The 26,067-nt window shown below is 63.4% G+C and carries 31 protein-coding genes and 2 pseudogenes; 23 read left to right on the forward strand and 10 right to left on the reverse strand.

The annotated features are described in order from the left end of the window. Window positions 1-104 precede the first annotated feature (104 nt). Window positions 105-560, forward strand: coding sequence for a winged helix-turn-helix transcriptional regulator (locus G6N59_RS02455; protein WP_138230688.1), 456 nt, complete (start codon window positions 105-107; stop codon window positions 558-560). A 42-nt stretch (window positions 561-602) separates the two neighbouring features. On the opposite strand, the gene G6N59_RS02460 is transcribed toward G6N59_RS02455, so the two are convergent. Next, window positions 603-1,016, reverse strand: a complete 414-nt coding sequence (locus G6N59_RS02460; RefSeq protein WP_138230689.1) for a helix-turn-helix domain-containing protein — start codon at window positions 1,014-1,016, stop codon at window positions 603-605. Between the two features lie 709 nt (window positions 1,017-1,725). On the opposite strand from G6N59_RS02460, the gene G6N59_RS02465 reads away from it, so the two are divergent. The 4 genes from G6N59_RS02465 to whiA are packed head-to-tail and all read left to right on the forward strand — an operon-like array spanning window position 1,726 to window position 3,655. Continuing rightward, complete coding sequence (locus tag G6N59_RS02465) at window positions 1,726-1,902, forward strand: hypothetical protein (RefSeq protein WP_163910866.1); 177 nt, start codon at window positions 1,726-1,728, stop codon at window positions 1,900-1,902. After that, a complete protein-coding gene (locus tag G6N59_RS02470; protein WP_138230690.1) occupies window positions 1,899-2,375 on the forward strand; it encodes a hypothetical protein in 477 nt (158 codons plus the stop codon). Before G6N59_RS02465 ends, G6N59_RS02470 begins: the two co-directional genes overlap by 4 nt. Then, entirely contained in the window at window positions 2,372-2,662 is a 291-nt protein-coding gene (locus G6N59_RS02475; protein ID WP_138230691.1) for a hypothetical protein, read from the forward strand. The genes G6N59_RS02470 and G6N59_RS02475 overlap by 4 nt, the downstream gene beginning before the upstream one ends. A gap of 45 nt (window positions 2,663-2,707) precedes the next feature. Next, window positions 2,708-3,655 carry a DNA-binding protein WhiA gene (gene whiA / locus G6N59_RS02480; protein WP_170212398.1) on the forward strand — a complete coding sequence of 316 codons (948 nt, stop codon included), beginning with the start codon at window positions 2,708-2,710 and terminating at the stop codon, window positions 3,653-3,655. A gap of 24 nt (window positions 3,656-3,679) precedes the next feature. On the opposite strand, the gene G6N59_RS02485 is transcribed toward whiA, so the two are convergent. Both G6N59_RS02485 and G6N59_RS02490 read right to left on the reverse strand, forming a co-directional pair. Further along, the gene (locus G6N59_RS02485; RefSeq protein WP_138230693.1) at window positions 3,680-4,138 is read right to left on the reverse strand and encodes a hypothetical protein; all 459 of its coding nucleotides are present in this window, start codon (window positions 4,136-4,138) and stop codon (window positions 3,680-3,682) included. Continuing rightward, window positions 4,135-4,710, reverse strand: a complete 576-nt coding sequence (locus tag G6N59_RS02490) for an RNA polymerase sigma factor (protein ID WP_306789611.1) — start codon at window positions 4,708-4,710, stop codon at window positions 4,135-4,137. The genes G6N59_RS02485 and G6N59_RS02490 overlap by 4 nt, the downstream gene beginning before the upstream one ends. Before the next feature lie 190 nt (window positions 4,711-4,900). Between G6N59_RS02490 and G6N59_RS02495 the strand changes: the two genes are divergently transcribed. The 12 genes from G6N59_RS02495 (at window position 4,901) to G6N59_RS02550 (ending at window position 11,131) form a co-directional block, all read left to right on the forward strand. Then, entirely contained in the window at window positions 4,901-5,365 is a 465-nt protein-coding gene (locus G6N59_RS02495; RefSeq protein WP_179970267.1) for an Asp23/Gls24 family envelope stress response protein, read from the forward strand. Then, the gene (locus tag G6N59_RS02500) at window positions 5,334-5,690 is read left to right on the forward strand and encodes an Asp23/Gls24 family envelope stress response protein (RefSeq protein WP_138230695.1); all 357 of its coding nucleotides are present in this window, start codon (window positions 5,334-5,336) and stop codon (window positions 5,688-5,690) included. The genes G6N59_RS02495 and G6N59_RS02500 overlap by 32 nt, the downstream gene beginning before the upstream one ends. A gap of 100 nt (window positions 5,691-5,790) precedes the next feature. Next, window positions 5,791-5,970 (forward strand): hypothetical protein, encoded by a 180-nt coding sequence (locus G6N59_RS02505; protein WP_138230696.1) that lies wholly within the window; start codon window positions 5,791-5,793, stop codon window positions 5,968-5,970. Between the two features lie 7 nt (window positions 5,971-5,977). Next, window positions 5,978-6,361: an Asp23/Gls24 family envelope stress response protein gene (locus G6N59_RS02510; protein WP_234884235.1), complete on the forward strand. Its 384-nt coding sequence runs from the start codon at window positions 5,978-5,980 to the stop codon at window positions 6,359-6,361. After that, window positions 6,361-6,921: a DUF6286 domain-containing protein gene (locus G6N59_RS02515; RefSeq protein ID WP_138230697.1), complete on the forward strand. Its 561-nt coding sequence runs from the start codon at window positions 6,361-6,363 to the stop codon at window positions 6,919-6,921. Before G6N59_RS02510 ends, G6N59_RS02515 begins: the two co-directional genes overlap by 1 nt. Further along, window positions 6,918-7,490: an Asp23/Gls24 family envelope stress response protein gene (locus tag G6N59_RS02520; protein ID WP_138230698.1), complete on the forward strand. Its 573-nt coding sequence runs from the start codon at window positions 6,918-6,920 to the stop codon at window positions 7,488-7,490. The genes G6N59_RS02515 and G6N59_RS02520 overlap by 4 nt, the downstream gene beginning before the upstream one ends. A 128-nt stretch (window positions 7,491-7,618) precedes the next feature. Continuing rightward, a complete protein-coding gene (locus G6N59_RS02525) occupies window positions 7,619-7,849 on the forward strand; it encodes a deoxyribodipyrimidine photolyase (protein WP_138230699.1) in 231 nt (76 codons plus the stop codon). Between the two features lie 55 nt (window positions 7,850-7,904). After that, window positions 7,905-8,264: an aminopeptidase gene (locus G6N59_RS02530; protein ID WP_138230700.1), complete on the forward strand. Its 360-nt coding sequence runs from the start codon at window positions 7,905-7,907 to the stop codon at window positions 8,262-8,264. A 7-nt stretch (window positions 8,265-8,271) separates the two neighbouring features. Further along, window positions 8,272-8,643 (forward strand): hypothetical protein, encoded by a 372-nt coding sequence (locus G6N59_RS02535; protein ID WP_138230701.1) that lies wholly within the window; start codon window positions 8,272-8,274, stop codon window positions 8,641-8,643. A gap of 306 nt (window positions 8,644-8,949) precedes the next feature. Then, window positions 8,950-9,696, forward strand: coding sequence for a DUF5994 family protein (locus tag G6N59_RS02540; RefSeq protein WP_220099686.1), 747 nt, complete (start codon window positions 8,950-8,952; stop codon window positions 9,694-9,696). A gap of 77 nt (window positions 9,697-9,773) precedes the next feature. Further along, window positions 9,774-10,649 (forward strand): carbon-nitrogen hydrolase family protein, encoded by an 876-nt coding sequence (locus G6N59_RS02545; protein WP_138230702.1) that lies wholly within the window; start codon window positions 9,774-9,776, stop codon window positions 10,647-10,649. Window positions 10,650-10,720: 71 nt separating this feature from the next. Continuing rightward, window positions 10,721-11,131, forward strand: a complete 411-nt coding sequence (locus G6N59_RS02550; RefSeq protein ID WP_138230703.1) for a hypothetical protein — start codon at window positions 10,721-10,723, stop codon at window positions 11,129-11,131. On the opposite strand, the gene G6N59_RS02555 is transcribed toward G6N59_RS02550, so the two are convergent. Both G6N59_RS02555 and G6N59_RS31775 read right to left on the reverse strand, forming a co-directional pair. Further along, window positions 11,094-11,747: a TetR/AcrR family transcriptional regulator gene (locus G6N59_RS02555; protein ID WP_138230704.1), complete on the reverse strand. Its 654-nt coding sequence runs from the start codon at window positions 11,745-11,747 to the stop codon at window positions 11,094-11,096. The genes G6N59_RS02550 and G6N59_RS02555 overlap by 38 nt on opposite strands. A gap of 113 nt (window positions 11,748-11,860) precedes the next feature. Beyond that, window positions 11,861-12,391 carry a site-specific integrase gene (locus G6N59_RS31775; protein ID WP_163910869.1) on the reverse strand — a complete coding sequence of 177 codons (531 nt, stop codon included), beginning with the start codon at window positions 12,389-12,391 and terminating at the stop codon, window positions 11,861-11,863. Window positions 12,392-12,536: 145 nt separating this feature from the next. Here G6N59_RS31775 and G6N59_RS02565 point away from each other — a divergent pair, with 145 nt between their 5' ends. Next, the gene (locus G6N59_RS02565; RefSeq protein WP_163910872.1) at window positions 12,537-12,809 is read left to right on the forward strand and encodes a hypothetical protein; all 273 of its coding nucleotides are present in this window, start codon (window positions 12,537-12,539) and stop codon (window positions 12,807-12,809) included. Window positions 12,810-13,333: 524 nt separating this feature from the next. Here the strand turns inward: G6N59_RS02565 and G6N59_RS02570 are convergent. Continuing rightward, on the reverse strand, window positions 13,334-14,287 hold the full coding sequence (locus G6N59_RS02570) for a restriction endonuclease (RefSeq protein ID WP_163910875.1): 954 nt from the start codon (window positions 14,285-14,287) through the stop codon (window positions 13,334-13,336). 413 nt (window positions 14,288-14,700) lie between these two features. Between G6N59_RS02570 and G6N59_RS02575 the strand changes: the two genes are divergently transcribed. After that, window positions 14,701-15,186 carry a Het-E N-terminal domain-containing protein gene (locus G6N59_RS02575; RefSeq protein ID WP_138230707.1) on the forward strand — a complete coding sequence of 162 codons (486 nt, stop codon included), beginning with the start codon at window positions 14,701-14,703 and terminating at the stop codon, window positions 15,184-15,186. A 140-nt stretch (window positions 15,187-15,326) separates the two neighbouring features. After that, window positions 15,327-15,860, forward strand: a complete 534-nt coding sequence (locus tag G6N59_RS02580) for a hypothetical protein (RefSeq protein ID WP_234884236.1) — start codon at window positions 15,327-15,329, stop codon at window positions 15,858-15,860. 347 nt (window positions 15,861-16,207) lie between these two features. Here the strand turns inward: G6N59_RS02580 and G6N59_RS02585 are convergent, their stop codons facing one another. Further along, window positions 16,208-16,999, reverse strand: a complete 792-nt coding sequence (locus G6N59_RS02585; RefSeq protein WP_268815800.1) for an alpha/beta fold hydrolase — start codon at window positions 16,997-16,999, stop codon at window positions 16,208-16,210. Window positions 17,000-17,593: 594 nt separating this feature from the next. On the opposite strand from G6N59_RS02585, the gene G6N59_RS02590 reads away from it, so the two are divergent. After that, the gene (locus tag G6N59_RS02590) at window positions 17,594-19,909 is read left to right on the forward strand and encodes a hypothetical protein (protein WP_163910882.1); all 2,316 of its coding nucleotides are present in this window, start codon (window positions 17,594-17,596) and stop codon (window positions 19,907-19,909) included. A gap of 5 nt (window positions 19,910-19,914) precedes the next feature. Here G6N59_RS02590 and G6N59_RS02595 read toward each other — a convergent pair. Together G6N59_RS02595 and G6N59_RS02600 are read right to left on the reverse strand one after the other, a co-directional pair. Then, window positions 19,915-21,145: pseudogene (locus G6N59_RS02595) on the reverse strand (IS256 family transposase). Between the two features lie 865 nt (window positions 21,146-22,010). Then, the gene (locus G6N59_RS02600; protein ID WP_138230710.1) at window positions 22,011-22,742 is read right to left on the reverse strand and encodes a Type 1 glutamine amidotransferase-like domain-containing protein; all 732 of its coding nucleotides are present in this window, start codon (window positions 22,740-22,742) and stop codon (window positions 22,011-22,013) included. Between the two features lie 435 nt (window positions 22,743-23,177). On the opposite strand from G6N59_RS02600, the gene G6N59_RS02605 reads away from it, so the two are divergent. Together G6N59_RS02605 and G6N59_RS02610 are read left to right on the forward strand one after the other, a co-directional pair. After that, on the forward strand, window positions 23,178-23,729 hold the full coding sequence (locus tag G6N59_RS02605; RefSeq protein WP_138230711.1) for a YaeQ family protein: 552 nt from the start codon (window positions 23,178-23,180) through the stop codon (window positions 23,727-23,729). Window positions 23,730-24,036: 307 nt separating this feature from the next. Further along, window positions 24,037-24,264 carry a hypothetical protein gene (locus G6N59_RS02610; protein ID WP_138230712.1) on the forward strand — a complete coding sequence of 76 codons (228 nt, stop codon included), beginning with the start codon at window positions 24,037-24,039 and terminating at the stop codon, window positions 24,262-24,264. Between the two features lie 397 nt (window positions 24,265-24,661). Here G6N59_RS02610 and G6N59_RS02615 read toward each other — a convergent pair. Next, window positions 24,662-25,896, reverse strand: a pseudogene (locus tag G6N59_RS02615) (IS256 family transposase). Between the last annotated feature and the right edge of the window lie 171 nt (window positions 25,897-26,067).

A 26,067-nucleotide genomic window follows, 5' to 3' on the forward strand; every position in this document is an offset into this window, starting at 1 on the left:
TCGATCGGCTCACTTTCTCCGAGATCCAGCGAAGTGGTACTAGATTGCAACCAGAGAATAGGTAGACTGGTTGCAAATAGCAACCAGGATGGGTGAGGGGTGTCATGAGTGGTCGGCTGGCTCAATCAACCTGTCCGGTGTCCCGCACCGTCGACATCGTTGGGGACAAGTGGACGTTGATGATCCTTCGGGACGCATTCGAAGGGGTGTCGCGGTTCTCCCAATTTCAACGCAGCCTCGGCGTCGCGAAGAACATCTTGTCTGGCCGTCTGCAACACCTGGTGGAAGCCGGGGTGATGGAGTCGCGGCCCGAAGCCGGCGGCTCGTCTTATCGGGAGTATGTGCTTACCCCCAAGGGGGAGCGGCTCTTTCACCTCATCGTCGCGCTGCGGGAATGGGGTGCCGACAATGCGTTCACCGAGGATGAGCCCCGCACGTCCTACGTCGACTCGCGCACCGGTATCTCGCTGCCCCGATTGCGGTACCAAACGCCCGACGGCGGCGAGATCAGGCCCGAGCACACGCGGCCCATCAGGCCGGATGACCCGGTCGCGCCGTGAACGGGAATCCCGCTGCCCCGGAACGAGGTTCGCGGTGGTCGCCTACGCCCCATCGCACCGCGGGGCGAGCAGGTCGTCGCGCAGGCCGGGCGTCAACGTCAGCAGTGCAGAAGTGAGGTCGCGGACGGACTCGTCATGGGTGAGGTGGAGCCAGTCGAGTTCGGCATCAAGGGCACGGGCATAACCGGTGGTGGGGTCGAAGTAGTCGACGCCCACGCCGAAGAATTCGGCCAACATGTCCGCGGTGCGAGGGGATGGACACGCCCGGATGCCGGATCGTAGTTGCGAGAGGTATGGGGCGGACAGTCGGTACCCACGGCGGGCCAGGGCCTCCGTCACTTCGAAGTTTCGGTACGGACCGCGCCCGGGCGGGTAGACGGTGGCGAACAATCGGTTGAGTCGCTCCGCGAAAGTGGCTGCGTCCGATGAAGATTGGCGACGTTTCTTGCTGGCCATGTGATTCCCCCTTGAATCATGATGCGGTGCAGAGCCTTGCGGCGTACGAATGGATATCGGTTCCGCCGTGGCGCTGAAGCGACCTGATGATGACCGCCCGGGGGTGCGGCGCCTGGGCTGGACGCCGCAGGGTGGTGTTCGGGCGTGAACCCGTCGCACGCACGTTAGCTCACATTTCTGTGAATGCAACGACAGCAAATGTTTGCGCGGAGTTGACGCGTCGGTGGGTTCGTGGAATTCTCGTGACATCAGTTGAGTGCCAGGTAAGCCGGGGGGCTTGGGGCAGGTCTTCTCAAGGGGGATGCAGTGTTTCGTGTTGTGCCGCGGGTTTCGCGGTGTCTCGTGTCGATGGTCGCGTTGCTCACATTGCCGTCGCGGCGCCTGTGAGGATTGCCCGTCCGGTGGTTGCTATCCGGGGTTCGCAGCGGAGCTGACCGCGAACGCAACCGCCGTGGTTGGCGACCAGATCGACGACATCCGGTGAGCTATGGTGCGCTGGGCCGGCTCCCCTCGGGTGTTGCCAGGCCGTAAGTCGGAGATCGTGCCCACCCTGCGGTGCCACGACCCGGTGGAGGCCGTGGGAGTCCGCGGGCCGTGTGATGCACGTTGGTGTGGGTTGCGCCGTTTTCTGTGAAGGTGCCCGGTGTCTGCTGTCGACCACAACGACCGGGACAAGCCGCCGCGCGGCGCAGTTGGAAGGAGTTTGGCTTTGCGGACGACAACGAACACGCTGTGGTGTGACACCACGATCACACCTGATGGCTGCGTGGTGGTCATCGACGATGGCGGTGCGAGCCGCGTTTCGGGCACCTACGTGCACGCAGACATCGATTTCACCCCGGAGTCGGTACACCAGACACTGTGTACGATCGGCCGCAACGAATGAATTCGGTTGGATGGCAGGACTACTCACAGCACGAGTCCGCAGGGTGGACGGACGAGACCGCGGATGTGCTGGCGCTGCTGGGCGACTCGCGCCTGTTGAAGCAGTCGTGCTCGGCGGGCCGCAACTCCGCGCACATCCCAGGCATGATCTGTCAACCGCCGCGTCCGGTACGGGTGGCGTACTGGTGGGCGAATGCGCTCCAAGCGCAAGGCTGGAGATTGTGTGCACTGGGCGAGCAGCTCGCAGGTGGAGGGTTCATTGCCGAAATCGGCGCGGCCGGCGGTGAATCGGTGTGGGTGGTCTTTCCTCGCAACATGCCCGACGACGGCACCGAGGCGTCCGCGCTGGCCAACTTCATCCAGCGCCTCACCTTTGACCAGCGGAACTACCTCCGTCGGCTCGTCGTCACGGGGCCAGAGCACTCCCGGTGCGATGCGGAACCGGCCCGACGTCCGAAGGGATCACCTCGTTGACCAGCGAGTCCGACATTGCATGGGAATTGGTGGAGTGCGTCCGCGCTCGCTTGACGGTCGCGGAACTCAATAACGCGTACGTGAACCTGGGTATCGGCGAGTTCGACCCGGTGATCCAGGTTGCGATGACAGTCGTTGAACGTGAACGACTTTCGGTGCCCGACGCGCTGGTCGACTCGCTCCATACCTGGCGTGTGCGGCACCATCCCGATGGCGTGGCTTCGGAACGTCTCGCGCGCCAGATCGCACAGTGTCGCCTGAGCCCAGATTCCCGATGTGGTGGATAGACCGCGGCGAGTACGGAACCAATGTGTTGTGGGGGATTTGTAGTGTTGACACCGAGGGCGAAAGACGAGCTCGCTAGTACCGTCGTGCATCTGCCCAGTGCGCGCAAGGCCGAAGTGACCGCGCTTCTCCAATTCGCGGGCGGGCTGCGGGTACACGGGGGGCGCGTTGTGATCGACGCCGACGTCGATCGAGAGTCCGTGGCCACCCGCATCTGCAAGGACCTCAAGGACTTGCGCGGGTATTCGGCAGAAGTACGTGCGCTGCCGAGCATCGGTTCGCGCAGTCGTTACCTGGTGCAGGTTGCCCACCAGGCCGAAGATGTGGCCCGCTGGACCGGGCTGATCGACCGGTGGGGGCGGCCCGTCCGGGGCATGCCGCCGCAGATCGTTGGCGGTAGTACCGCAGAAGCCGAAGCGGTATGGCGTGGGGCGTTTCTCGCGCGGGGCTCATTGTCGTTGGCCGGTCGGGCGCGCGGGCTGGAGGTCGAGTGCCCGGGTATGGAAGCTGCCCTGGCGCTGACCGGAGCTGCGCGCCGACTTGGGGTGCACGTGAAGGCTCGACAGCTGCGGGGCGCAGATCGTGTCACGGTGCGAGACACCGACACAATCTCTTTGTTGTTGAATCGAATTGGTGCCCAACAAACGCGAGCGGCCTGGCAGTCGCACCGAGATCGGACCGGCACGATCATCGCTGATGCCGCATTGGTCGACTCCAATCAGCGTCGCGCGCAACGGTCGGCGATGGCGTCAGCGATTCGAGCCCAACGCGCATTGGAAATCCTCGGGGATAGGGCACCCCAGCATTTCGTTGACATCGCACGTCTACGCATCGAACACCCAGAATTGTCATTGGACGACTTGGGGCGTCTGGCCGAACCCCCGTTGACGAAAAATGCAGCGGCTGGCCGCCTTCGACGGGTGTTGGGAATGGCCGACCGCGAGGCCCAGCGAGCTGGGGTCGCCGACACCCGTGGCGTAGTCGCGGCAGGATGACCCCAGCGGGGATTCGAGCTGCTGTTACCCCAGCGGGTCACCCTCCACGACGTCGGTGATGGTGACATCGATCGGTCCGGCGGGGGCGCCGCCGTCGTGGTCGAGTTCGTCGAGGATGGTTCGGATGGTGTCGAGCACCAATCGCCGGATGTCGTCACCGAGATCGCGCAGCTGGGTTCCGTAGCTTCCGGTGACGTCGATGTCGATGGCACGCAGCACCGCGCCTTCCAGCGTGAACGCGATACGTGTCGGTTGGCAGACAAATGCGCGTCGCAGCTCCCGGGCCAGCAGGCTGCGGAGGGCGTGGTCGCTGATGTACACCACTCCGGCACCGGTGTCCCGGGACGCCCGGATGGGCCAGCCGGCTCGGGACGCTGCATGCACTGCCGCACGCACCCTGTTGCTGATGGCGTCCCAGCCGGGCTCGGGCACAGTCCTCAGGTACGAGGCTGCGCGGTGCAGGAAGGGATCGGGCTCCGTCACTGCCACCTCCTCAACAGAACACGCAGGGTCTTGACAGCCCGAAGGTGGTGACCGCGCACCGCATCGGCACTGAGGTGCAGCACCTCGCCAATTTCAGGGAACGTCATCTGCTCGACCTCCCGCATCATCCACACCGCGCGCTGGCGCACCGGCAATTCGCCGAGCGCCAACTCCAGGGCATCCAAGAAGGCCGCATTGGACGCCGCGGTGAACGGGTCCGCGGATGTGTCGGGCCCCGCCAGCGGCTCGAGCACCCAATCTTCAACCGGTCGGGCACGCTTCAGCCGGTGTGTATCGGCAATTTTCCGGTAGCAGATGGCGAACAACCACGTCCGAAGTGATGAGCTTCCACGAAAGGCGCCGATCTGTTGCCATGCGGCAACGAAGGTGTCCTGCACGACATCTGGGACATCGGCTTCGTAGGCGAGCATTCGCCGCGCGTACCGGTAGAGCACCGGTCCGTAGCGGTTCACGATGACGTCGAATGCTTCGCGATCGCCGACTACCGCCGATGCCCGTAGGGCCTCGTCGTCAGCGTCGCGTAGGTCGCCACCGGTTGGCGCTGTCACCACACTCCGCTCTCAGTTACGCTCCACCGCTCCTGAAATATAGGCCTTCGTACCAGAACCGGCCGCCGCTTGGGCTGCCTGAGCACGTTCAGCTGAGTAGATTTGCGATGTGTCCTGTATCACTCAAGCGGGGCGTTCGGTTCGAGTCTTGAGTAACGACTACCCATATATCGACGTCGAAAGGGGAGCGGTGATGACCAGCGCACAGGCCGATGTGGAGTCGGCCGGCAAAGAAGTCAGCCCTTACCAGGGGTCACCGTTGGTGAGCTCGCAGGGCAAGACGACCATCGCGGACGTGGTCGTGTCCAAGATCGCCGGCATCGCGGCCCGTGAAGTCAGCGGCGTGTACGACCTGGGCGGCGGGGCGTCGCGCGTGGTGGGCGCCATCCGCGAGCGGATCCCTGGTGCCAGCGTCAACCAGAGCCAGGGTGTATCGGTCGAGATCGGGGAGAAGCAGGCAGCGGTCGACATCGACATCGTCGCCGAGTACGGCGTGGCGATCGCCGATCTGGCCGCCGGCATCCGGCGCAATGTCATCGCCGCGGTCGAACGCATGACGGGTCTCGAGGTCACCGAGGTCAACATCACCGTCCACGATGTGCACCTCGACGGTGACAGCGGCGACGATGCCGACGCCGCGCCTGCCCGTGTCCAGTGATGCGCCGCCGGGGGGAGCGGTTCACGAGGACGCCGCCGACCGCATTGCTGCCGCGGTAAGCGCCGTCGACGGCGTGGCAGGCCTGCACGCCGGCATGTTCGGTGAGGTGGCGACCTACCTGCCGGGACGGCGGGTCTCTGGGATCCGGATCGGGGCGGACCGGGTCGACGTGCACGTGAGTCTTGTGCTCGGCGTGCCGGTACGGCCCACCGCAACTGCAATTCAGCGGGCCGTCGCCGAGCTGACTGAACTGCCCGTCGACGTCACGATCGAGGATCTGGTGCCAGTGCCGGTGACACCAACGCCCGGTCGAGGACTGCAGTAGGCCTCCACGGTGTGGCGGCGCGACGAGGGGCGCGCCGTCCCACCGTGGTTCACGAACTCCCAAGTGGCAGTACAACTTCGTTTCGCGGAAGGTTCACATCATGACCTCATCGACGCTGGGTCTGGTTGCTGGTCTGCTGCTCGGTATCGCCGCAGCCGCGGGCGGGCTCGGCGGCTTTCTCATCGCGTTGCTGCTCGGCGTGGGGGGATACCTGATCGGCGCTTACCGCGACGGCGAACTCGACCTGTCCGCTTTGTTGCGGGGTCGCGACCGTGACTGAGTCAGAGGTGACCGAATCGATTGCAGCGGAGTCCGATTCCGAGGACGACGGTGCGACGCGCGGCACCCTGACCGTACGTGAGAAGGTCGCACAACGGCTTGCCGTCCGGGCTGCGCTAGATACACCGGACGTGCTGCCGTTCCCGGAAAGCCGCACCAAGATCGCCGGCCGGTCTCTGCCCCAAGCTCAGCTGACTGTCACCGGTGACCGGGTCACGGCCCACCTCAAGGTGACCGTGGCATGGCCCGCGCCGGCGGTGGAAGTCGCCCGTGCGGTGCAGCGCAACGTCGCGCAGACCTTGTCCGACATGGCCGGATTGCACGTCGACCGCGTCGATGTCACCGTCGACCAACTCAGCGCCGGCACCAAAGACACGAAGAGGACTCGATGATGACCGTCGACAACCCTGCATTACCCGCACCGGGCCGGTCCCCAGTCGCTGCTGCCACCGCTCGATATGTCGCGGTGGCGCTCTCACTGATTGTCATGTGCGGCGGGGTCGTCTCGCTGCGTGAAGCCGGTGTGGAGCTGGGCTGGGTCGCGGGAACGCCGTGGATCGGGGCGGCCGTCTCGGCACTCAACGGCCTGCGCAGCCAGTGGTGGATGGTGCCCGCCGGTGCCGCTGCGCTGATCCTTGGCGGCTGGCTGGTATTCGTTGCCTTAAGGCCCCGACGCAAGACGGTCGTCGCCGTCGATGCAGCGGGATCGGTGTGGATGCGCCCGCGCGACGTCGCACGATTGGCATCGCACGCGGCATCTTGCGTGCCCGGTGTCGAAGTGCTGAATTCGGCGGCGACTCGACGCAAGGTCACGATGTACGTCGGCCTCACCGGCGCCGAGTCCGACGTCGCGGCCAAGGGTGCGATCGCTGCTGCGGTGGGTAGCGCGACCGAAATCCTGGTTCCCACACCGCGAATCGTCGTGCACGTCGGTACGAGCGGGGCTGCATGAGCCTGCTCCCGACTGATTTCCTTGATCGTGCCGCGGCTCTTGTCGCGGGACTCGCACTGGCCGGTCTGGGTGCCGCGGCGGTGCTGTGGCCTACCCATCTGGTGCGTATGGCACCGGAACACATCAGTACCGGACCGGTAGCGCACGCCGCCACCTCCACGTGGTGGCCATGGGAGTTGGCCGGGGCCGGAACTGTCTTGGTGGTGATCGGGCTCGTCTGGCTCATCGCGCATGTTCCCGTCCGGAAGACACCGGTGCTGCGCGTGCCAGGCACCACTGACCCGGGGTTCATCACGGTGAACCTCGATGGCGTCGCCTCGGCGGCCGCCGAGGCCTTGGAGCGGGACTCGAATGTGCAGTCCGCCAAAGGAAAAGCCATTGCCGATCGCCGCACGCCGACTGTGGAATTGACTGTCACCGCGGCCCACCCGGCGAGTCTTGCGGAGGTGATCTCGGCGGTCGACGCCACCCTTGCCGACATTGCCCGGGCCACCGGGGGTACCGGTAACACCGTAGCGGCACGCGCGGTCGTGCAGATTGCGAAAACCAAAGGCAGGGGCTTGGGCTGACCTCACCGCCAGCGCGTTCGAACCGAACAATAGACGTGAGCTCGACGGTGACGTTTGGAAGAAGTCGGGGCAGGGAATAGCTGAGTGAGCTGATGCCCTCGACGCGTCACTGAGTGTGAGGAATTGACATGGTTCACGAAGCGCTGTTCGCCTTGCAGAGTCAGCCCGAGGCAGCTGGATTCATCCTGCGGGGTATCAAAGGAATCTTTGTCGCCGTCGGCAGTGTCATCGCCGCGATCATCTGCGCGGTGATCGCCGGCATGAAGGGCCGAAGCTCGTTGGGCTGGGGCATTCTCGGTCTGTTCTTCTCGATCCTGACGCTGATCGTCGTGATCGTCATTCCCTCGAAGAAGTCTTGAGCAACTGGCATTTGGTGTATCGGCACCATTGGTGCAACGGCGATAAGGAGCAAAGATGTCGGTTCGACGAGTGATTTTGCTGGGTGGCGCGATTCTGTTGCTGGCGGGCGTCATCGGGCTGCTGGTACCCGTTTCGACGTCGAGCAGCGACGGCAAGGACGTAGGTTGCGGTAACGCACTGTTCCAAAATCTCGACCAGGCGCGCTCGGCGAACGCGTCCGGCGTCGGGGGCGTTCCCATCCTCAATCAGATTGTCCCGCATACCGATTACGTCGCACAGTGTGAATCCGAACTGTCCAATCGGCGGGCGTGGTCGATTCCCGTGGCGATTCTGGGAATCGTGATCGCGGCGTCTTCTCTTGTGGCTGGTCGGATACCGGGTATCCGCGGCCACGATACTGCCGAAAGAAAGTGATTCCACCATGCGCACCATCCCGAATCCGCTGTCTGCAGATCGCCTGACCGTATGCGTCGGCGCGCTGGCGCTGGCCGTGTGCAGCCTGGCTGCGTGTGGCGACAAGGCGTCGAACGACAAGACGACGACATCGGTCACCACGACGACATCGAGCACCGAAACATCCACGTCCACAGTCGTTCCGACCTCATCTGAACCGACGGTGTCCTCGTCGGCCCCGGTCACCGAATCGCCCGCACCGCAGATGCCCGCGCCCGAGCCGGGCGGCCCCATGATGCCGGCGCCGCCGGCCATCCCGTCACCTCCTGCGATTCCATCGCCACCGGCCATTCCGTCACCGCCGCCCATTCCGGCGCCGCCACGGATCCCGATGCCGTGACGTCCACTTCGCTCGGATAGCGAGCCCACGCCGCAGTCGACCTCCGGCTTGGGATATGTCTACGGCCACTCACCGGAATTAAGGTGGCCCCTGGCGGTACTCGACGACACGTGAACCGCCCCCGCTCGGGTCGGCACGTGAGTGGTAACGACACCACGCAGACGCCGTTCGGCCACTGGACGTTTGCCCTTCGTCGTCCTGAGGTTCACTACCGGCAGCACGCGAATCTGGCACCGTTCCTTGGCCTCTAACCATGAGGGCCTAATGGCCTTAGTGCCTTCGACGTAGCTCGCGCATCCTGGCGGCATGTCGCAAACAAGCCAGCAAGCCCCGCCCGCAAGAACGCGAACCGACCGACCGAATCCCACCGTGCACGACGATGCTCTGGTTGGCGAACCGAATGTGGACGATGTCGCCGGAGTCCGTGTACGAATCACCAACCGACTTCCGTCGGAACACATCGACGGTGCCTGGTGGCCTTGCTCAACGGACTTGGTCGCCGAACTTCCCGCCCTGCTGTCCACGCTGACGCACCGGCTGGGCCAGGTAGTAATGGTGGGCTATGTCCGCAACGGCTGGACGCACACGCCGCCTGAGGCCGAAATCGCTGGTCAGACAATCGAACTGCTGGCCTTTGACAGTGCCGAACCGGCCAGCGTCATCCTCGTGGGGCAGGACGGTCATCACCTCACACTGCGCGTCATCTCGCCACAGACCCGTGAACGGGATGCTCAACAGGCCTTGGCCGCTGTACCGGAACGAAGCTGCGCCGGCACAGGCACAGCCGCCGCCGCAGCGCGGTCCTTGGCCGAAGTCGCAGGCAAACTGGCGGACCATGAAGGTCGCCAAGACGATCGGCGGAATGCCGAGATCATGCGCTGGTGTGAGGAGGCCGCCGCGCACTTCGATGCGGCACGAATCCAAACCTACGTTCCGATTCTCGTCGAACACATTGTCCGCAACAGGATGTACCAGACCCCCGACGCGTCGTCATCACAGCCAGGCGTTGATTCCGACGACCACCCTGGCGCGGATTCACTGCGCATGCCGTGAATCCGCCGAGTGTCGGTGCGGATCGAGCAGCCGCGCAGGCCCTGTGCCGACACCCAGGATTCTAGTATCATTCAATTATGAATGGAACTACAAAAACTGTTCTTGCGGCGGCGGTACAGACCGAGGCAAAGCTCGGCGACATCGACTACAACCTCGACGCCTGCGAACGGCTCGCTTCCCGGGCAGCCGCCGAGGGTGCCACGTGGGTCGTACTGCCGGAGTTCTTCGCCACGGGCGTCGGCTTCTGCCGCGAGTTGGGCGAGAGCGCGCCACCGGCCGACGGTGAGCCAACCAAACTCCTTGCGCGCCTGGCGCAGAAGCACGGAATTCACGTCGGCGGCTCGATCATTGTTCGCGACAGCGACGGCGAGAACCGCAACGCGTTCTTCCTGTTCGGACCCGACGGTGACTTCATTGGCCGGCACAACAAGGATCTCCCCACGATGTGGGAGAGCGCCCTCTACACCGGCGGCACCGACCCCGGCCGATTCGAGGTCGGTGAGCACACTGTGGGTGTTGCCATGTGTTGGGAGCTCATGCGCTCGCAGACTGTCGCCCGCCTCGGTGGGCAGGTCGACTTGGTTGTGGGCGGTTCGGGTTGGTGGAGCATGCCGACCAACTGGCCGCTGCTTGCCGGTTTTGAAGCCCGTAACCAGCTTCGGGCGACCCGGTCGCCGGCGACCTTCGCCCGTCACGTCGGGGCACCCGTCATTCACGCCGCGCACGCCGGAACTGTCGAGTGCCGCTTTCTGGGAACGCCGTTGCCGTACCGAGGCCATTTCGAGGGCGGCGCCCAGATCGTTGATGCGACTGGCCGTGTCCTGGCGTTCCGGAGCCGGGAACAGGGGGAGGGCGTGGTGATGGCCGAGGTCGAACTCGGGCGCCGCGCGCCGCGTCTCGCCAGCGACCGGTTCTGGCTTCAGGAGCGTGGGACCATGGCCTCTGCGGCATAGAGCTACCAGAACCTGGTTGGGCGCCGCCTCTATGACCGCTCGCAGGCCGCACGGTCCACGGAGGCCAAGGCGTGAGCACTCGTCCGTCCGCGCTGGTCACCTCCGGCGCCGTTGAGCTGGCCGCTGCCGCGCTATCCGGTTGGGTCTACACCCTGGCGATGTCCGATAAAGAAAGGGCCAAACGTCTGGGTATCGTCAGCGTCCCGCGCATACGCCAATGGCACCTTGACCTTGCCATGCTCGGGACCTGCAGCGTGGCGCTCGGACTAGCGGTTCCTGATGCCCCGAAGATCGTCGAGCGTTCTTTGGCAGCCGGCGCGTGGAGCAACGCCATGCTGTTCCTGCCGATGGCGTTCGAGCCAAAGCTCGTTCAGGACAAGAGGTATATGGCCGCGGCGACGGTTTCGTTCGTGTCCACAACGGTTGGGTTCGTCGGCATGGCCACTACAGCTCTGCGTCGTCGGCGCGCAATGCGTCCCTGAGCAACTGCAGACCTACGCCGAGGGTCTGCTCAAGCTCGGCGTCATCAACACGGAGGCGGTCTTGACGCAACGCCAAAGCGATCACGCCGTTCCATGCGCCCCAGACAAAGCGCATCACGCGGGCGAGGTCCAGATCGTCACGGATCTCGCCCGCCTGCGCCGCCAGTACCAAGTCCGCGTGGACGGCACCGACCAGTGCTTCGACGCGATCGGCGATGCGGCTTTCCACCTCCGGGTCGTCCTGGCCTGAACCAGGCTCAAGGACCCGCAGCGCAATCATCTGGAACGCGCCTGGTTCCTCGAGATGGAACCTCAGGTACGCCTCACCAGCGGCGAGGACCCGTTCCATTGGGCTGGCGATGTTCTGCTCGGCAACCCGAGCCATCGCCGTCTCATTCAAGTCCAGGGCCCGCTCCACCAGCGCCAGATACAGACCCGACTTGTTCTTGAAATGCACGTAGACCGATCCAACCGAGACATCGGCCTGCTCGGCCACATCCTCGATCGTGGTAGCCCGCACACCACGCTCACGAAACAGCACCTCAGCGGCATCGAGGATCGCAGCATAGGTACGCGCCTTCTTCCGCGAACCGCGCGACTCGCCAATCCCGCTCATAGGCACCAACTTACCGCCCCGCACCTGCGGCCCGGAATCGGCGTCTGCCTACCCAGCACGTGGCAAATCCCAAGTGTTAAACATGTTGTTCTGCAGCATATTTCGCCCATACGTTACGACAAATCAGGAAGGATCGCGTTCGCTTGACGAGATGGGGCCGCAGAGCGGATTGCGGGAAGCTGCGTTGCGCGTCTCGATGCCTGCTGCGGTGACGTTGCCAGATTCCTTTCGGCCCAATCAGTTATCCGCGTTGAGTCAACGTCTTGCGAGACCGTCGACAGCAGCGCGTCGACGACTGGTCGGGGGAGTGCACGTGAAAGCGTTTGGGGCGGCCAACAAGCAGCATGGGGTTGGATGAAATGTGTTCTCCCCACATAGAGGAAGGTGCACAGTACATTCCAGGTGGACCAACATCGACGGACCGACGCCGCATCGCGAGTTGCCGCATACGTGGCGAAGGTACGGCGCACCGAATCTTTGGTTATGTCAGATACGGACATCGTCGCCGACGCGTCGTTAGTCAATGCTGACGCAATGACGGTGAAGTCCTGGCGGTAGGCCTTGATCGTGTGCGCCGAGAGTTTTCTTGCCTGCCGGTCATTGAGGAAGTCGGCGAACCAGGCCGGGAGGGGGTGGCTATCCACCAGCTATCGTAAAGGCGTTGCACAGCAATGGATTTCCTGACGGCCTTCCTGCAGGGAAGTGTCACAGTGACGGAATATTGGTTGTGCGCCGGGCTCCTTGGGTGGAAGCGTGAACGGAGACAATTTCGACCGTGAAGCCTTCGACTTGGCCACCTTGCTGAATGCCGGCGACCTGACGCACACGTCTCGGCAGAGTATGTACGACGTCATCGTCAGCGGCGTGATCGAAGGCTTGATGCGAGATCGCGAATCCGCTGTGCAACTCATCGAGCCCGCCGCTGGACGAAACGACGAGGATGAATATCGCCGGCGCATCATCACCGTCAGCGGGCGACTGGGTCGTCGAGGTGCGGGCCTAAAACCGCTCCAAGCCGGCCAATTCGCCGAACGTGACCATCCAGTCCCGAACCATCCATAACGTCACGTGACGTATTACTGGCGCGCGGCGGAGCTGGGGGTGTCACGGGCCGCCACTCGGAATCAGCTGAACTATGAGATCCGGCCCTCTCAATTAGTTCCGGACGGCCGGCGCGAGCCCTGTCAGGGCGCTGTCCGGTTGACCGGATTCGGAGTCCTGCAGGCGGCTTAAGGGGCAATGCAACTCTCAAGCAGTCGCGGAAAACGGGGCAGACTCTGACCGCAGACATGTTTCCGGGATCACTGTCAAGAAGTCCTGGATCGGACAAAGGCGGGCAAACGCCGCAACTAGTCGCTGCACACCAGGCAAGGTTAAACGCCGATAAGGTACATTATGTCAGTTAAACCCACTGCATATTGCATCAGATGAATCAACGCCTGGCCGCTTGCAGGCCACCACTCCTCCCGTCGTTTTCGGCTTGCGTTGCAACACTTTCCGCCCACCGACCCGACGCTACCGCTTCGACTCGCCCCATCGGCGCTGTCTTCGATATCTACGCAGCTCAGCAACTGGGTCAGCTAGTGCTACTCAGCACTGTTTCCGTTGGACAGTTTCGAGTCGGCGTCATAGCCCTCAGCCACGGTCTTCAGCCCGACAAGGGTGTCGAGGGGTCCATCTATACGCCCAACAACGCCGAAGCCGCCCTCGGGTGTCTCTGTGTAGACCAACTGCACCTTTGCGTCGCCAAGAGCGCCTGACCCAGTGGAGAAGTATGTGCCGTCGTACACGCCGTGGCGAAGCCTCACATCAGCGACGATTCGTTTGGCCTCGAAGGTGACGATGACATTGACCAGCTCTAAAAGAATCTCGCAGCCCGCAGGGTCAAGCCCTTTGACATAGATCTTCTGGCCGTTGAATTTCGGGTTTGGGTACTCACCCGTGGCGAGGTATTGAAACTTGCCTGTGCCGTATTGCTGCTCACCTTCGCGGTCACTCTCATCCCAAAGCTCTTGGTGAGATTGTGTGTGGTGTTTCGTGATCTGCTCTACGAGACCGTGGAACATCCCGACTTGTACGCCATCGCCGGTGAAGATCGGACAAGTTCCGACCATTTCTCGTCGATCCATTTGGCCATCAAGAGAAACGACTATCTCCGTCTTCTTCACGAGGGTGACCCAGTGGTGGTACTCCGCTTGCGTAGCACTGTTGACGACTTGCCCGACGAACTCCTTGGTGACTTCACCGGGTGTGATCGTCTTGATGCCGAACTTGGTGGCGCTCTCTAACGCTTCGGCTGTGAACCCCGAAGACGACACAAGAATCTTGACGTTGGCGCCAAGGCGCTCGAATTTCGTCTTCGCCTGCTCGACCCACAGAACATCCTGCTTTCGCTTCGTATCCCGAGCTTCGATGGCCACGATGGTCCGGTGACCCGCGACCGCACCGACGGCGACGATGTCAATCTCGCGCTTCTTTCCCCCGTCGAGGGTCTCGATTTCAACAGATTCGTGGACGATCGCACCGTCGCTCTTCGCCATGGTCAACAGCGCGATGAGTCTCTGAAATTCGTTAGACCGCTTCGGCATCCTGGACCCCGATTCTTCGTCGACGTTGATGCCACACTACGTCGACGGTCCGACGTTGGCGTCGACGTAGCGGCGTTTATGAGATGTAGTGAGCGGTCGGCCAGGATGGAAATAAGCGGGAGCTTGATCCATTGCCCGGGCAGCGGGCGCGGCGCCTCCCTTGACCAGATCGTTCTCCCGCTCAAGTCACGGGGGGTTAAACACCTCACCTCCTAGGGCTCCACCCGCGTGTTCAGTCCTAACCCAGGGGTCGCCGTTCTCCAGGTGGGCTCCGGCCCTCGCCGACGTCCGCCGAGTTGTCGGAACCAACGCCTAGATTTAGATGAGACCCCTCCCGGCTGTGGGGTCGGAGCTGGAGGTTGCAGATGGATCCCGTGACTCTAATCGTCGCCGCGCTCGCCCTTGGCGCGTCCGACGGCGTCCGCGGCACCGCGAAGCAGGCGATCGGCGACGCCTACTCCGCGATGAAAAACTTGGTCATAAATCGCTACGCCTCGGTCAGCGCAGACGTCGAGGGTCTGGAGCAGGAGCCGGAGGAAGAGCTTCGCCGCGCACTGGTTGAGAAGAAGCTCACCCAAGCCAGGGCCGGCGACGACGTTGAGCTGTACGGCCTCGCACAGGCTCTCCTGTCGGCCGTTGAGGAGCAGGCCCCGGATCTCCCAGCCACCATCGGCGTGGTGATCCGCCGCGCCGCGGTTGGGGGCAACATCGAGGTCGAAGACGTGGCTGTCGACGGCGGAACCGGTGTTTCAGCGGAGGACGTTGCAGCTGGCGGCGATCTTCGGATCAGTCGAGTCGCTGCGCGTGCCCCCAAGGCGCCGCCCCACCCTCCCCAGGCGCGGGAGCAGTAGAGGATTCGTATGCTTCCGCGCCATCTCTCAGCACCACAAAGAAGAACCTGCTCGTAGGGCGCGACAACAACACCTATTTCTCTATCGGTGCCACGGAGACTGGGAACAGTGGTGGCCGCATCCGCGCGGTAACCGCCTCCGTGAAAGCCGTGCCCATCGGTCAGGGATTGTGGACCGTCACCGTCACCAACGCCAGTTCTGGTCCGATCACCGACCTCCAAGTCGACGTGTACGGAGTTGACGGAGACGGTAATCGGCTAGATGACGCATGTCACCCGGCGAAGGGAAAAATCTCGGTGCAGGAACTCTTCCGTGAGACTCTGTCGGGCGGGATGAGCGGAACTCTCGATGCAATCGGCTCCCGCGCTCAGTCGATGCATCCGCCCGGGATGGTGGCCGGGATGCCAGCGAATCTCGGTGCGTACGGGGGAATGTTCACCGACCACATCTTGACTGTGCCAGGTCTTTCCTCAATTCTTCGGAATGCGCAGCAGCAGATGGTCGATAAATACCCCCAGGTCATCCCGAGGGACCAGTCTTCCGAAGTGCTGTACAGCGCATCGACGGTGGTTGAGGTGCGCGTTGATATCCGGTTCGCCGACGACGTCGGTAACCTCTGGCGTCGACGGCACGGTCAGCAACCCGAGCCGGTAATGGAAGGCGAGGACAGCTAGTCCGTTGTCCGTTGGCGTACCGAGCCACCGGTCAAGCGTCTTCGCAATAGCGACGCCTCGCCGCCCTTTGGCGCCGGCAGGCGGGCCCTAGGCCCGGCTGCACGGGCGGAATATGCAGGGATCGAATATGCAGAGTTACCAGTAGTGAATTGGCTATTCGAATGGGATGCGAATACGTCCACTTCTTCTGATACCTCCAACCTCCCCACCGATGCGCGAGCACGTCGGAGTGAAGCGTATTTGGCTATGACGGACCTCGCCAAAGAGACGGACCCGACCCCGCCATCAAACCGCCCGGCTCGGCACCCCCGAGAGCCGTGCTCGTCGATGCAGCCCCGGCGGCGCGTCTAGCCCACGTGTTCAAGCAGTAGGTTGGCCAGCCGCTCTGGTTGATCGAACTGCACGTAAGTACGCGCGTCATCGATTATCTCTAGCCGTGCGAAGGGCAATATCTCGGCGAGTCGTTCGGCATCGCGCAGTGGGAAAAATCGGTCACGTGCGCCCCAAGCGATAAGCGATGGACGAGCAAAACTTCTCAAACCTTCGGCGGCGTTCAGTGTGTGCTTGTTCGAAACTCCTTGCAACACAGCACGCAAATCAGCGCGAATACGCTTATCCCGCAGTGGGGCAAACCATTCCGCGAGTCGGTCATCCGGCAGCGGACGCATAGTCAAAGGCGCGGCGGCGAGCAGAGTCCGCCTAGAAAACCTAGACCGCAGAAGCAAGTCAAGCCCGCCGATGAGACCTGGGACGTGTGCTCCGGCCAACTCGATCGGTCGGAACGCCCCCGGCGGGAAGTGTTCAAAGGCATCACAGTTAGTCAACACCAGCCGACTGACGAGATCTGGGTGGCTGGCGCACAGAATCTGGCACAGCGCGCCACCGGTGTCATTGCCGACAACGGTGACGTTGTGCAGCTGAAGTCGCTCGATGAACTCGGCGAGCATGGCGGCAAGCCCCGGCGGTGAGAGATCCGCATTATTCATCGGTGTCTTATGCGCGCCCAACGGAAGATCAGGCATGACACAACGCGTCGACTCCTCGACCTTCGGCACCAACTGGCACCACACGCTGCTATTGACGAACATTCCATGCACCAGCAGGAGGCATGGGCCGCTACCGCGGTCCTCATAATGCATCACGCCACCAGAAAGCTCGACTTCCGGAATCTGCCAACCTCCCAGCCGCAATTCTATGCACGCGATGCCACGCAGCTCCCCCAGGGTGGGTCAGGCCGAGGTGACTACGACACTTATTGATAAGGCCAATATTCAGTGAACCACGCCATGTTCATCTGATGAATCATGCGGGCCCAAGTGCGCTTCTCGCGCCGCGCCGTCTCGATATGGCCAAAGCGCCTCGACGCCAACGGCTTACAGGAGCTACATGAAATTGCTGCGCCACCGTTCCGGTGCGACCGCTGCGGGAAGTTGATCTTCATCGAGAAGCGGCAGCCGATGCGCTGAGCACGCGTTGCCACGACGAGAATCGGAGTTAGCGGGTCGGTGGCCGCCGCGGGTCGCCAGCGCCGAGTCGCCCGGCTGGTGAGCATTCGGTGCACGCCGGGTAGTGCCGGGGATCTCTGTGACGGCGCGGTCCACGTCACCGGCGGCCGCTGGGTGGAACCGTTGCCAGCACGGCTCATTGCGTTCACTGCGGGTTACCAGGGGTGGGGCCGTCGTAGATGTCGAATTACCTGCGGTGCAACCAGAAACGCGGAAGACTGTCGACACGTGGCGACAGCACTTTCGAAGATCGAACAGGACTGGTTCGACGAACTTAGACGCAAAGCCGAAGCCGGTGAGTGTCTCGACCGCGCGCCCAGGGTGGTGGATGATAGGAAATCCGTTGCGTCGTGGCCGGCCGAGCGGATATTCCCCGCCGCAGCCCTGCGAGCAGTGCTGACCGACCCCACAATTCAGGTCGACCCGCGTGGGATCCGCATCAGAGGCGTCAGATTCACTGACGTCGTCGACCTTGGACACGTGGACTTCGCCCATCCCCTTCGCTTCGAAAATTGCGTCCTAGATAAATCCTTAAACCTTGGGTACTCGCGTATTCGTGGGCTCACGCTATCCAACGTCACCGTCTGCGGTGGCCTGCTCGTGACAGGGGCAACTATTGACGGCCACCTCGATCTCACAGGAACTGTCCTGGTCGGCACGGCGCTTGTGCCGGCGCTTTGCCTTCGCGGCGCTACCGTCACAAACGACGTGTTGGCGCGCCACGGGTTCCGCTCCATCGGCGTAATCGAAGCGCGCGGTGTGGTCATCGGCGGCGATCTGGACCTCACGGGAGCCACTCTCATCAGGCCTAAGGGCAAAAGACTTGCAGCGGCTCTGGACGGCGCCCAGATCGCAGGCCATGTGTTCGCCGCTCCCGACGACAAGTATCCGGGGGCGCGCTTTAGGGGGGCCGTCAGTGCTATCGGGCTGACCGTCGGCCATACGCTCGACCTTGACGGCGCCAAGGTCAGCTGCAGCGATGACCGCAAGGGCTCGAGCAGTTTCGCGCTAACGCTTGACCTGGCCCATATCAAGTCAAACATGTACGCGGGGAGAGGCTTTACGGTCGTGGGCACGTTCCGCGCTGTGGGCGTCACCGTTGACGGGAAGCTCTATTTGGATGGTGCCGCGCTCCACAATCCCCTTGCAGAAGATGATTCGGACAGATGGGCATTGCTCCTCGACGAGGCGAAGGTCGCTGGGGGCGTGTCCGCCGGGGAAATCGAAGTGGACGACCAGGTCCCATACGCATTCGATTCCAAGGGAATGGTCTCTTTTCGCGGCGCCACCATCGGCCGGGACCTGGCGATCAACGGTGCCAGGCTCTGGTGCCCGGGCTCTGCGGGCAGAGTAGGCAGGGCTGCCCTGGACATCGCCGGTGCAAATATCACCGGAAGCGTCCTTGCGGGCGAGGGCGATGAGCCTGCCACGACGCCGAGCCGGATCGACGGCACGTTGCGCGCGGTCGGGGCGACGGTGGGCTCCCGGCTTGATCTCAGCGGAGCTAGCGTCGTGACTCCGGGAGGAATCGCGCTGAACTTGGAGGCACTGACGGTTTCGCGGCTGGATCTGACACCCAAACACTGTGACGGGTTGGTGAACCTGGTCAGGGCGCAGGTCGCCGACTTGGTCGTTGGCAAGCGCCCTCCGAGACCAGTTGTGGCGACTGGATGGACTGTCGGCGACATGCGCAGTCCGGAGTCTTCGGGCGGCTTACGCGAAAATTGGAGGCTCGCATACAGGTGGCTCAACTCGGGGGCGCCGGACGTCAACCGCTCGTGTGCGGAACGCCGATCAGTGCGGCGGCTGCTGGTGAGGTGGCGGCGGCGTTCTAGGTGGGTGCGCAGGCAAACGGACTGGTTGCGTCAGTATGCTCCCGAAGCGGCATCGCCAAGCTCGCCTGAAAGAGCCCGATCAGTGCGGATGCTGCTGGTGAGGTGGCGGCGGCTTTCGGGGTGGGTGCGCAGGCACACAGCCTGGTTGCGAAGGAACAAAGCGGTATCGGTACAGCCCTGGCATGCGCTGGCTGATGTCTACGACCGCATCGGTGATCCCGCCGCCGCTCGGCACTTGCGGTTCGCCGCGGAGAACAAGGTCACCGGCCAATCACCGTTGGTGCCGCGAATGGCGCGCGGTTTGTATTGCGTTCTCGCAGGCTATGGCTATTATCCTTTGGCGTCTATCGCGAGCATGATCGTTTTTTTGGCGTTGAGCGTTGGGATTGTGCATGGGTACCGCGCAGATATCGTGCCCGCCACCCAGTCAGGTTCTCAGCACTCGGTAGTTGCTTCTGCGCCGCCGGTCGTTGCTCCGTCGCAGCCGGAAGCCGCGAAACAGTTTGGGCACAAGAACCCTTGGTTGGAATCGATCACCTACACGGTCGACGATGTACTACCGCCGGCCGGTCAGCAGAACAGGGACTGGACTATTCCGTCGACTGCCTCGATCTGGCTGGTGCTAGTGCTGCCCGCCATCAAGCTCGCGCTGTGGGGGTCAAGTCCAGGGACGTGGTGTATGACGTCGTCGTGTGATTCTTCGAGGTAGTTGGGTCAGGCGGGCAGTGCCGCGGGGGTAGCCTCCTGTTCGGTTGGGGTGTCGTTGACGGTGCGTGATTTGCTCAGAACGTCGAGGCCGAGGTAGCGCCGCGACTCGGCCCATTCGTCGTGTTGTTCGGCCAGCACTGCTCCGACGAGACGGATCAGGGCCGCGCGGTCGGGGAAGATGCCCACGACGTCGGTGCGCCGGCGGATCTCCTTGTTGAGTCGTTCCTGGGGATTGTTGCTCCAGATCTGGCGCCAGATCTGCTTGGGGAACGCGGTGAACGCCAGCAGATCCGGCCGCGCCGCTTCGAGGTGATCGGCGACATTGGGCAGCTTGTCGGACAATGCGTCGATGATCCGATCATATTGAGCAGCAACGGATTCAGCGTCAGGTTGGTCGAACACCGAGTGCAGCAGGGTGCGCACCCAGGCCACGAACTGGGAGTGACGGACATCAGGTTGGTCGTGTAGTGGGTTCTGCAGCGCTGCCACGCCGCTCCGGGCAGGGTGGCCCCGATGGCGGCGACCAGCCCGGCGTGGGCGTCGCTGGTGACCAGTTTGACCCCGGACAGGCCGCGGGCGGTCAACGACCGCCAGAACGTCAACCAGCCCGCCCCGTCCTCAGCGGTCGTGACATCGATTCCCAGGATCTCGCGGTAGCCCTCGGCGTTGACCCCGACGGCGATCAGGGCGTGCACGTTGACCACCCGGCCGGCTTCACGCACCTTGAGCACCAGAGCGTCCGCAGCGACGAACGTATACGGGCCGGCATCGAGCGGCCGGGTCCGGAACGCCTCCACGGCGGCGTCGAGTTCCTTGGCCATCACCGACACCTGCGACTTCGACAACGACGTGATGCCCAGGGTCTCGACCAGCTTGTCCATCCGCCGCGTCGAGACACCAAGCAGGTAACACGTCGCCACCACCGTGGTCAGGGCCCGCTCGGCGCGTTTACGGCGCTCCAGCAGCCAGTCCGGGAAGTAGGATCCTTGCCGCAGCTTCGGGATCGCAAGATCCAAAGTCCCTGCACGGGTGTCGAATTGACGGTGTCGGTAGCCGTTGCGGGAATTGGTGCGCTCAGCCGAGCGTTCGCCGTAGCCGGCACCGCATAGGGCGTCGGCTTCGGCGCCCATCAGGTGTGGATGAACGTGGCCAGCAGCTCGCGCAGCACGTCGGGATGGGCAGTGGTGAGTCGTTCGGCCAGCACAGTGGGCAGATCGATATTGTGGGCAGTGGTCATCGCGTCGATTCCTTTGCTCGAGTGACTTTGGACGGTCTCTCGAAGAATCACGCGATGACCTTCAATCACTCGGCTACGACACGCCGGTACCGCTGATCAGGTCCGACTCGTACACCACCTTGATGGACGCAACCGCTGTGGGCTTTGGCTGCTCTCTTCCTGGCCGGGGTGGCAGGCCTACTTCGGAACAAAGGCGTTCGGTAACAACGGTTCTCGAGTATTCTAGGACGGGACAAGATTTGACCGTTCTCGCTTCTGCAATCGGTTGGAAGTGTGCAGGGCTGTACCGCTGGCCCATTGGACCGTGGGGTCAGCTGTTGTCGGCAGGCGACATCGAGCACCGATACACCGTGAAGCGAACGACCGGGCCCCGGCAGGACATGCTCCACGGACACAGCACGTAGCCGATCTGCGCTGCGGGCGGCAGCGGTGGTACCACAGTGTCAGGGTGCGAAGCGCTAGTGATACAAACCCGCAGTATCAGTATGACACTGCGGGCGGCACGCGGACAGATTCAACCATTCGACCGACGGACTCCACCCCGGCCACTGCCAGAGCGGGTTTCCTGCAGCTCCCGACGATCCCCAGACAGCGAACGAATCACGTCGTGGCTGACGGGCAACGGCGAGCAAGTTCCGTCACTGCCATAGCGCGGCAGACCCCGCGTCCGAAAGCCCGCTCTCCCGCCTCTTTGCACGCCACCACCGACAGGAATACGGCGGAATCCAATATGGCGGGTTACCAGTAAAATACTGCATTTTCATCTGGTGAATCACAGGGCTATCGTGCGACATTCACCTACGATCTCGGTCAGGGATTGCGACAGGGACTGGGCGCCGACTGCTCCGTCGCTACTGCTCGGGCTTCAGCGCTGCAACCGTCGGACACCGAGGGCCGTCTCAGTCACCGCGCCGCCACATCGTTCGACGAAATATGCTCCCGCTGTGTTATTTTCGGCGATGGCTTCCACGAATTGAGTGCCACGGTAGACAAGGCCGGCGCCGTCATCGGTGGCAAACGCTGATGGCAGAACTTCGCTACCAACTAGCTCATGCAGTAGTGGTCGGCGCTGATCCTCAGAATCGTAATGCACGCCGTTTGCGTAAGGCAGGAACCCCAGGCCGTTGGTAACAGGCTGTAGTTGTGGGCCGAACGAATCCGTGGTGCCACCTGCATGCCAGCAGATGGAGCCCGCCGAGGTGCCCGTCAACACCACCCCTGCCTGCCAAGCAATACCTAGCGCTTCATCCACACCATGCAGTCGCCACATCGCCAGCAGTCCCGCTACGCTGCCGCCGAACACCCACACCACATCCTGCTCCAGGAGATGCGCGGTGACATCGTCAACGGTGGGCATTGGGAACAACGCCACGTGCGACGGGATGAAGCCACGGACCTGCGCTGCCTCGGTGAGGTAGTGCAGCACCGCCTTGTCGTCACCCATCGCCGTCGCCAGCAGGCAGACGCGTGGAGGCCGTCCGGTGACTCCGGAAAGATCGACCGCGTAATCGGTCATGGCAGTGAACTCGAATCGTGTGCGTTGACCTTGGCCTATTCCCCCACTGGTCGCGAGAATGGTGGGTGCGTCCGAAGGCATGGCATCGACGGTAAGCGCACCGCCCATTGGCGGGCAATCCAATTTCAGTGGGCAACGTCGTTAAGCACCGAACCGGCCAGCTCGAGTCGAGACCTGAACAAAGACTCCAGCAAACTATTGGCATCTTCAGCGGCGCCGAGGCACTCGACCCACAGGCTCGACCAGCACGACCCAAGCGCTCCCTTCCGGCGCCATTGGGAGATGCCACGACACATCACGATTCGAAACGGCAATACAGCGGAACTGAATACGGCGCGCTACCAGTGAACTGCAGCGGATCATGCTGGGCCCCAATCGCTTTCGTATAGACCATCGTCGGACAGTCCCCAATCCGTGGTCTGTCGGTGGCCACTCCAACTGACGGCTGGCTCGGCGGCCTGACCACTCAACGCGGCCCGACTGCTCAGTGGACACCACCTGGGTGGACACTATGACGTGGCCCTTTCTGCAACAGTATTCAAAGTCGAGCTTGGCGTCTCCGATGTCGATCACGGTTACTACGCCGATCACGCGCTTACCGTGGCCCGTCATCCCAGTGAGACCGATGAGCGGATGGTGGTGCGGTTGTTGGCTTTTGGGCTTCGCGCACACCGACTCAGCGACGTCGACGGTGATTTGGCGTTCGGCGCAGGCCTGTCCACCCCGGGCGTACCCGACTTGCGGCTCGCCGACTACACCGGCCGGATCCTGGAGTGGATCAACGTCGGTCAGCCCGACGAACGCGCCTTGGGCAAGGCGGCGAGCCAGGCCGACCAGGTACTGCTCTTCCCGTTCGCCGCCGGCGTGGCCACCTGGTGGCGCACGGTCGGCCCCAAAGTAGCGGGGCTGCCGAACCTGTCGGTGGTGCAGATACCGCACGCACCGGTGCAGCAACTGGCCCAGTCTGTCGATCGACGGGTCTCGGCACAGGTGATGGTGATCGAAGGTCAGATAACGATGACCGTAGGCAGAGTCGACGTCACCTTCACGCCCGAGCCATTGGAGTGAACGTCTGAGCCCTCGGTGCTGGCCGATGGCGTTGGCGGCAGGGACGCTGACGCCATCATTGTCGGGCCGCCTCTGGTTGCACTAGCGCCCGGCCGGACCCCATCTACGTCCGGGCGGGTTCTGTGTCGGCTGTGCCAAGCCGAGAAGCGGCGTTCACGCCTCGGGTCAAGGAACCGATACGCACCTCTCGCCCGCCGAAGCGGGTCGAGTTGGCCAAACCAGCTCACCATCAACGGTTTACAACGGGTTGCGTCAGGATCGTACGACAGCCTTCGCGATGCTTCCGCCCGCGCCGTAGGCTCACGGCGTGCACCACGTGACCCTGGCCAGCGCTGCGTCAACGGCGGAGCTGACGGTGGGGCTGGCGGCCTATGCCGCGTTGATCCTGGCCAGCCTCGCGCTGGCGATCTACGACATACGCCGGCACCGACGAGGCCGAGCGATCGCCGCCGCGGTGATCGTCGGAGTACTGACCCTGGGCGGGCTGGTTATCGCGATCGTCAGTAGTGTCGCGGGAACTGTCACAACGCGGTGAGCGTCGACACCGGATGGTTGGCAGCCTCCGGGACCTGGCCGGGCAATGTCTCTGCCGGCGGCACCTGAGTTTGGTCCGCGCGGCCGATCCTCTTGCCCCAATTCGACCTGGCGGCGCCCGTGTCCAGTCATCACTTGTCGCCGTAATCGCCGTAGCCGTAGGGTCCCCAAAGAGTCGATTGCCACATCAGCTTGCAGTCCTGACAGGTATGCGCCGGGAACGGGCCTTCGGTGACGGCCGCCATCGCGTGACCCTTCCAGTGGTGCCACCAGCGGCAGCGCGATAGCCAGCGCACGACCATATCCGGGGCCACGCCACGCCATCCCCGCCTGCGGCACCGGTCAAGTCCAGGGACGTGGTGTATGACGTCGTCGTGTGATTCTTCGAGGTAGTTGGGTCAGGCGGGCAGTGCCGCGGGGGTAGCCTCCTGTTCGGTTGGGGTGTCGTTGACGGTGCGTGATTTGCTCAGAACGTCGAGGCCGAGGTAGCGCCGCGACTCGGCCCATTCGTCGTGTTGTTCGGCCAGCACTGCTCCGACGAGACGGATCAGGGCCGCGCGGTCGGGGAAGATGCCCACGACGTCGGTGCGCCGGCGGATCTCCTTGTTGAGTCGTTCCTGGGGATTGTTGCTCCAGATCTGGCGCCAGATCTGCTTGGGGAACGCGGTGAACGCCAGCAGATCCGGCCGCGCCGCTTCGAGGTGATCGGCGACATTGGGCAGCTTGTCGGACAATGCGTCGATGATCCGATCATATTGAGCAGCAACGGATTCAGCGTCAGGTTGGTCGAACACCGAGTGCAGCAGGGTGCGCACCCAGGGCCACGAACTCTTGGGAGTGACGGACATCAGGTTGGTCGTGTAGTGGGTTCTGCAGCGCTGCCACGCCGCTCCGGGCAGGGTGGCCCCGATGGCGGCGACCAGCCCGGCGTGGGCGTCGCTGGTGACCAGTTTGACCCCGGACAGGCCGCGGGCGGTCAACGACCGCCAGAACGTCAACCAGCCCGCCCGTCCTCAGCGGTCGTGACATCGATTCCCAGGATCTCGCGGTAGCCCTCGGCGTTGACCCCGACGGCGATCAGGGCGTGCACGTTGACCACCCGGCCGGCTTCACGCACCTTGAGCACCAGAGCGTCCGCAGCGACGAACGTATACGGGCCGGCATCGAGCGGCCGGGTCCGGAACGCCTCCACGGCGGCGTCGAGTTCCTTGGCCATCACCGACACCTGCGACTTCGACAACGACGTGATGCCCAGGGTCTCGACCAGCTTGTCCATCCGCCGCGTCGAGACACCAAGCAGGTAACACGTCGCCACCACCGTGGTCAGGGCCCGCTCGGCGCGTTTACGGCGCTCCAGCAGCCAGTCCGGGAAGTAGGATCCTTGCCGCAGCTTCGGGATCGCAAGATCCAAAGTCCCTGCACGGGTGTCGAATTGACGGTGTCGGTAGCCGTTGCGGGAATTGGTGCGCTCAGCCGAGCGTTCGCCGTAGCCGGCACCGCATAGGGCGTCGGCTTCGGCGCCCATCAGGGTGTGGATGAACGTGGCCAGCAGCTCGCGCAGCACGTCGGGATGGGCAGTGGTGAGTCGTTCGGCCAGCACAGTGGGCAGATCGATATTGTGGGCAGTGGTCATCGCGTCGATTCCTTTGCTCGAGTGACTTTGGACGGTCTCTCGAAGAATCACGCGATGACCTTCAATCACTCGGCTACGACACGCCGGTACCGCTGATCAGGTCCGACTCGTACACCACCTTGATGGACGCAACCGCGGCACCGGGACCACCGGGTGCGCCGGCCGGCGCTG

The organism is Mycolicibacterium aubagnense, assembly GCF_010730955.1.
GTDB classification, from domain to species: Bacteria; Actinomycetota; Actinomycetes; order Mycobacteriales; family Mycobacteriaceae; genus Mycobacterium; species Mycobacterium aubagnense.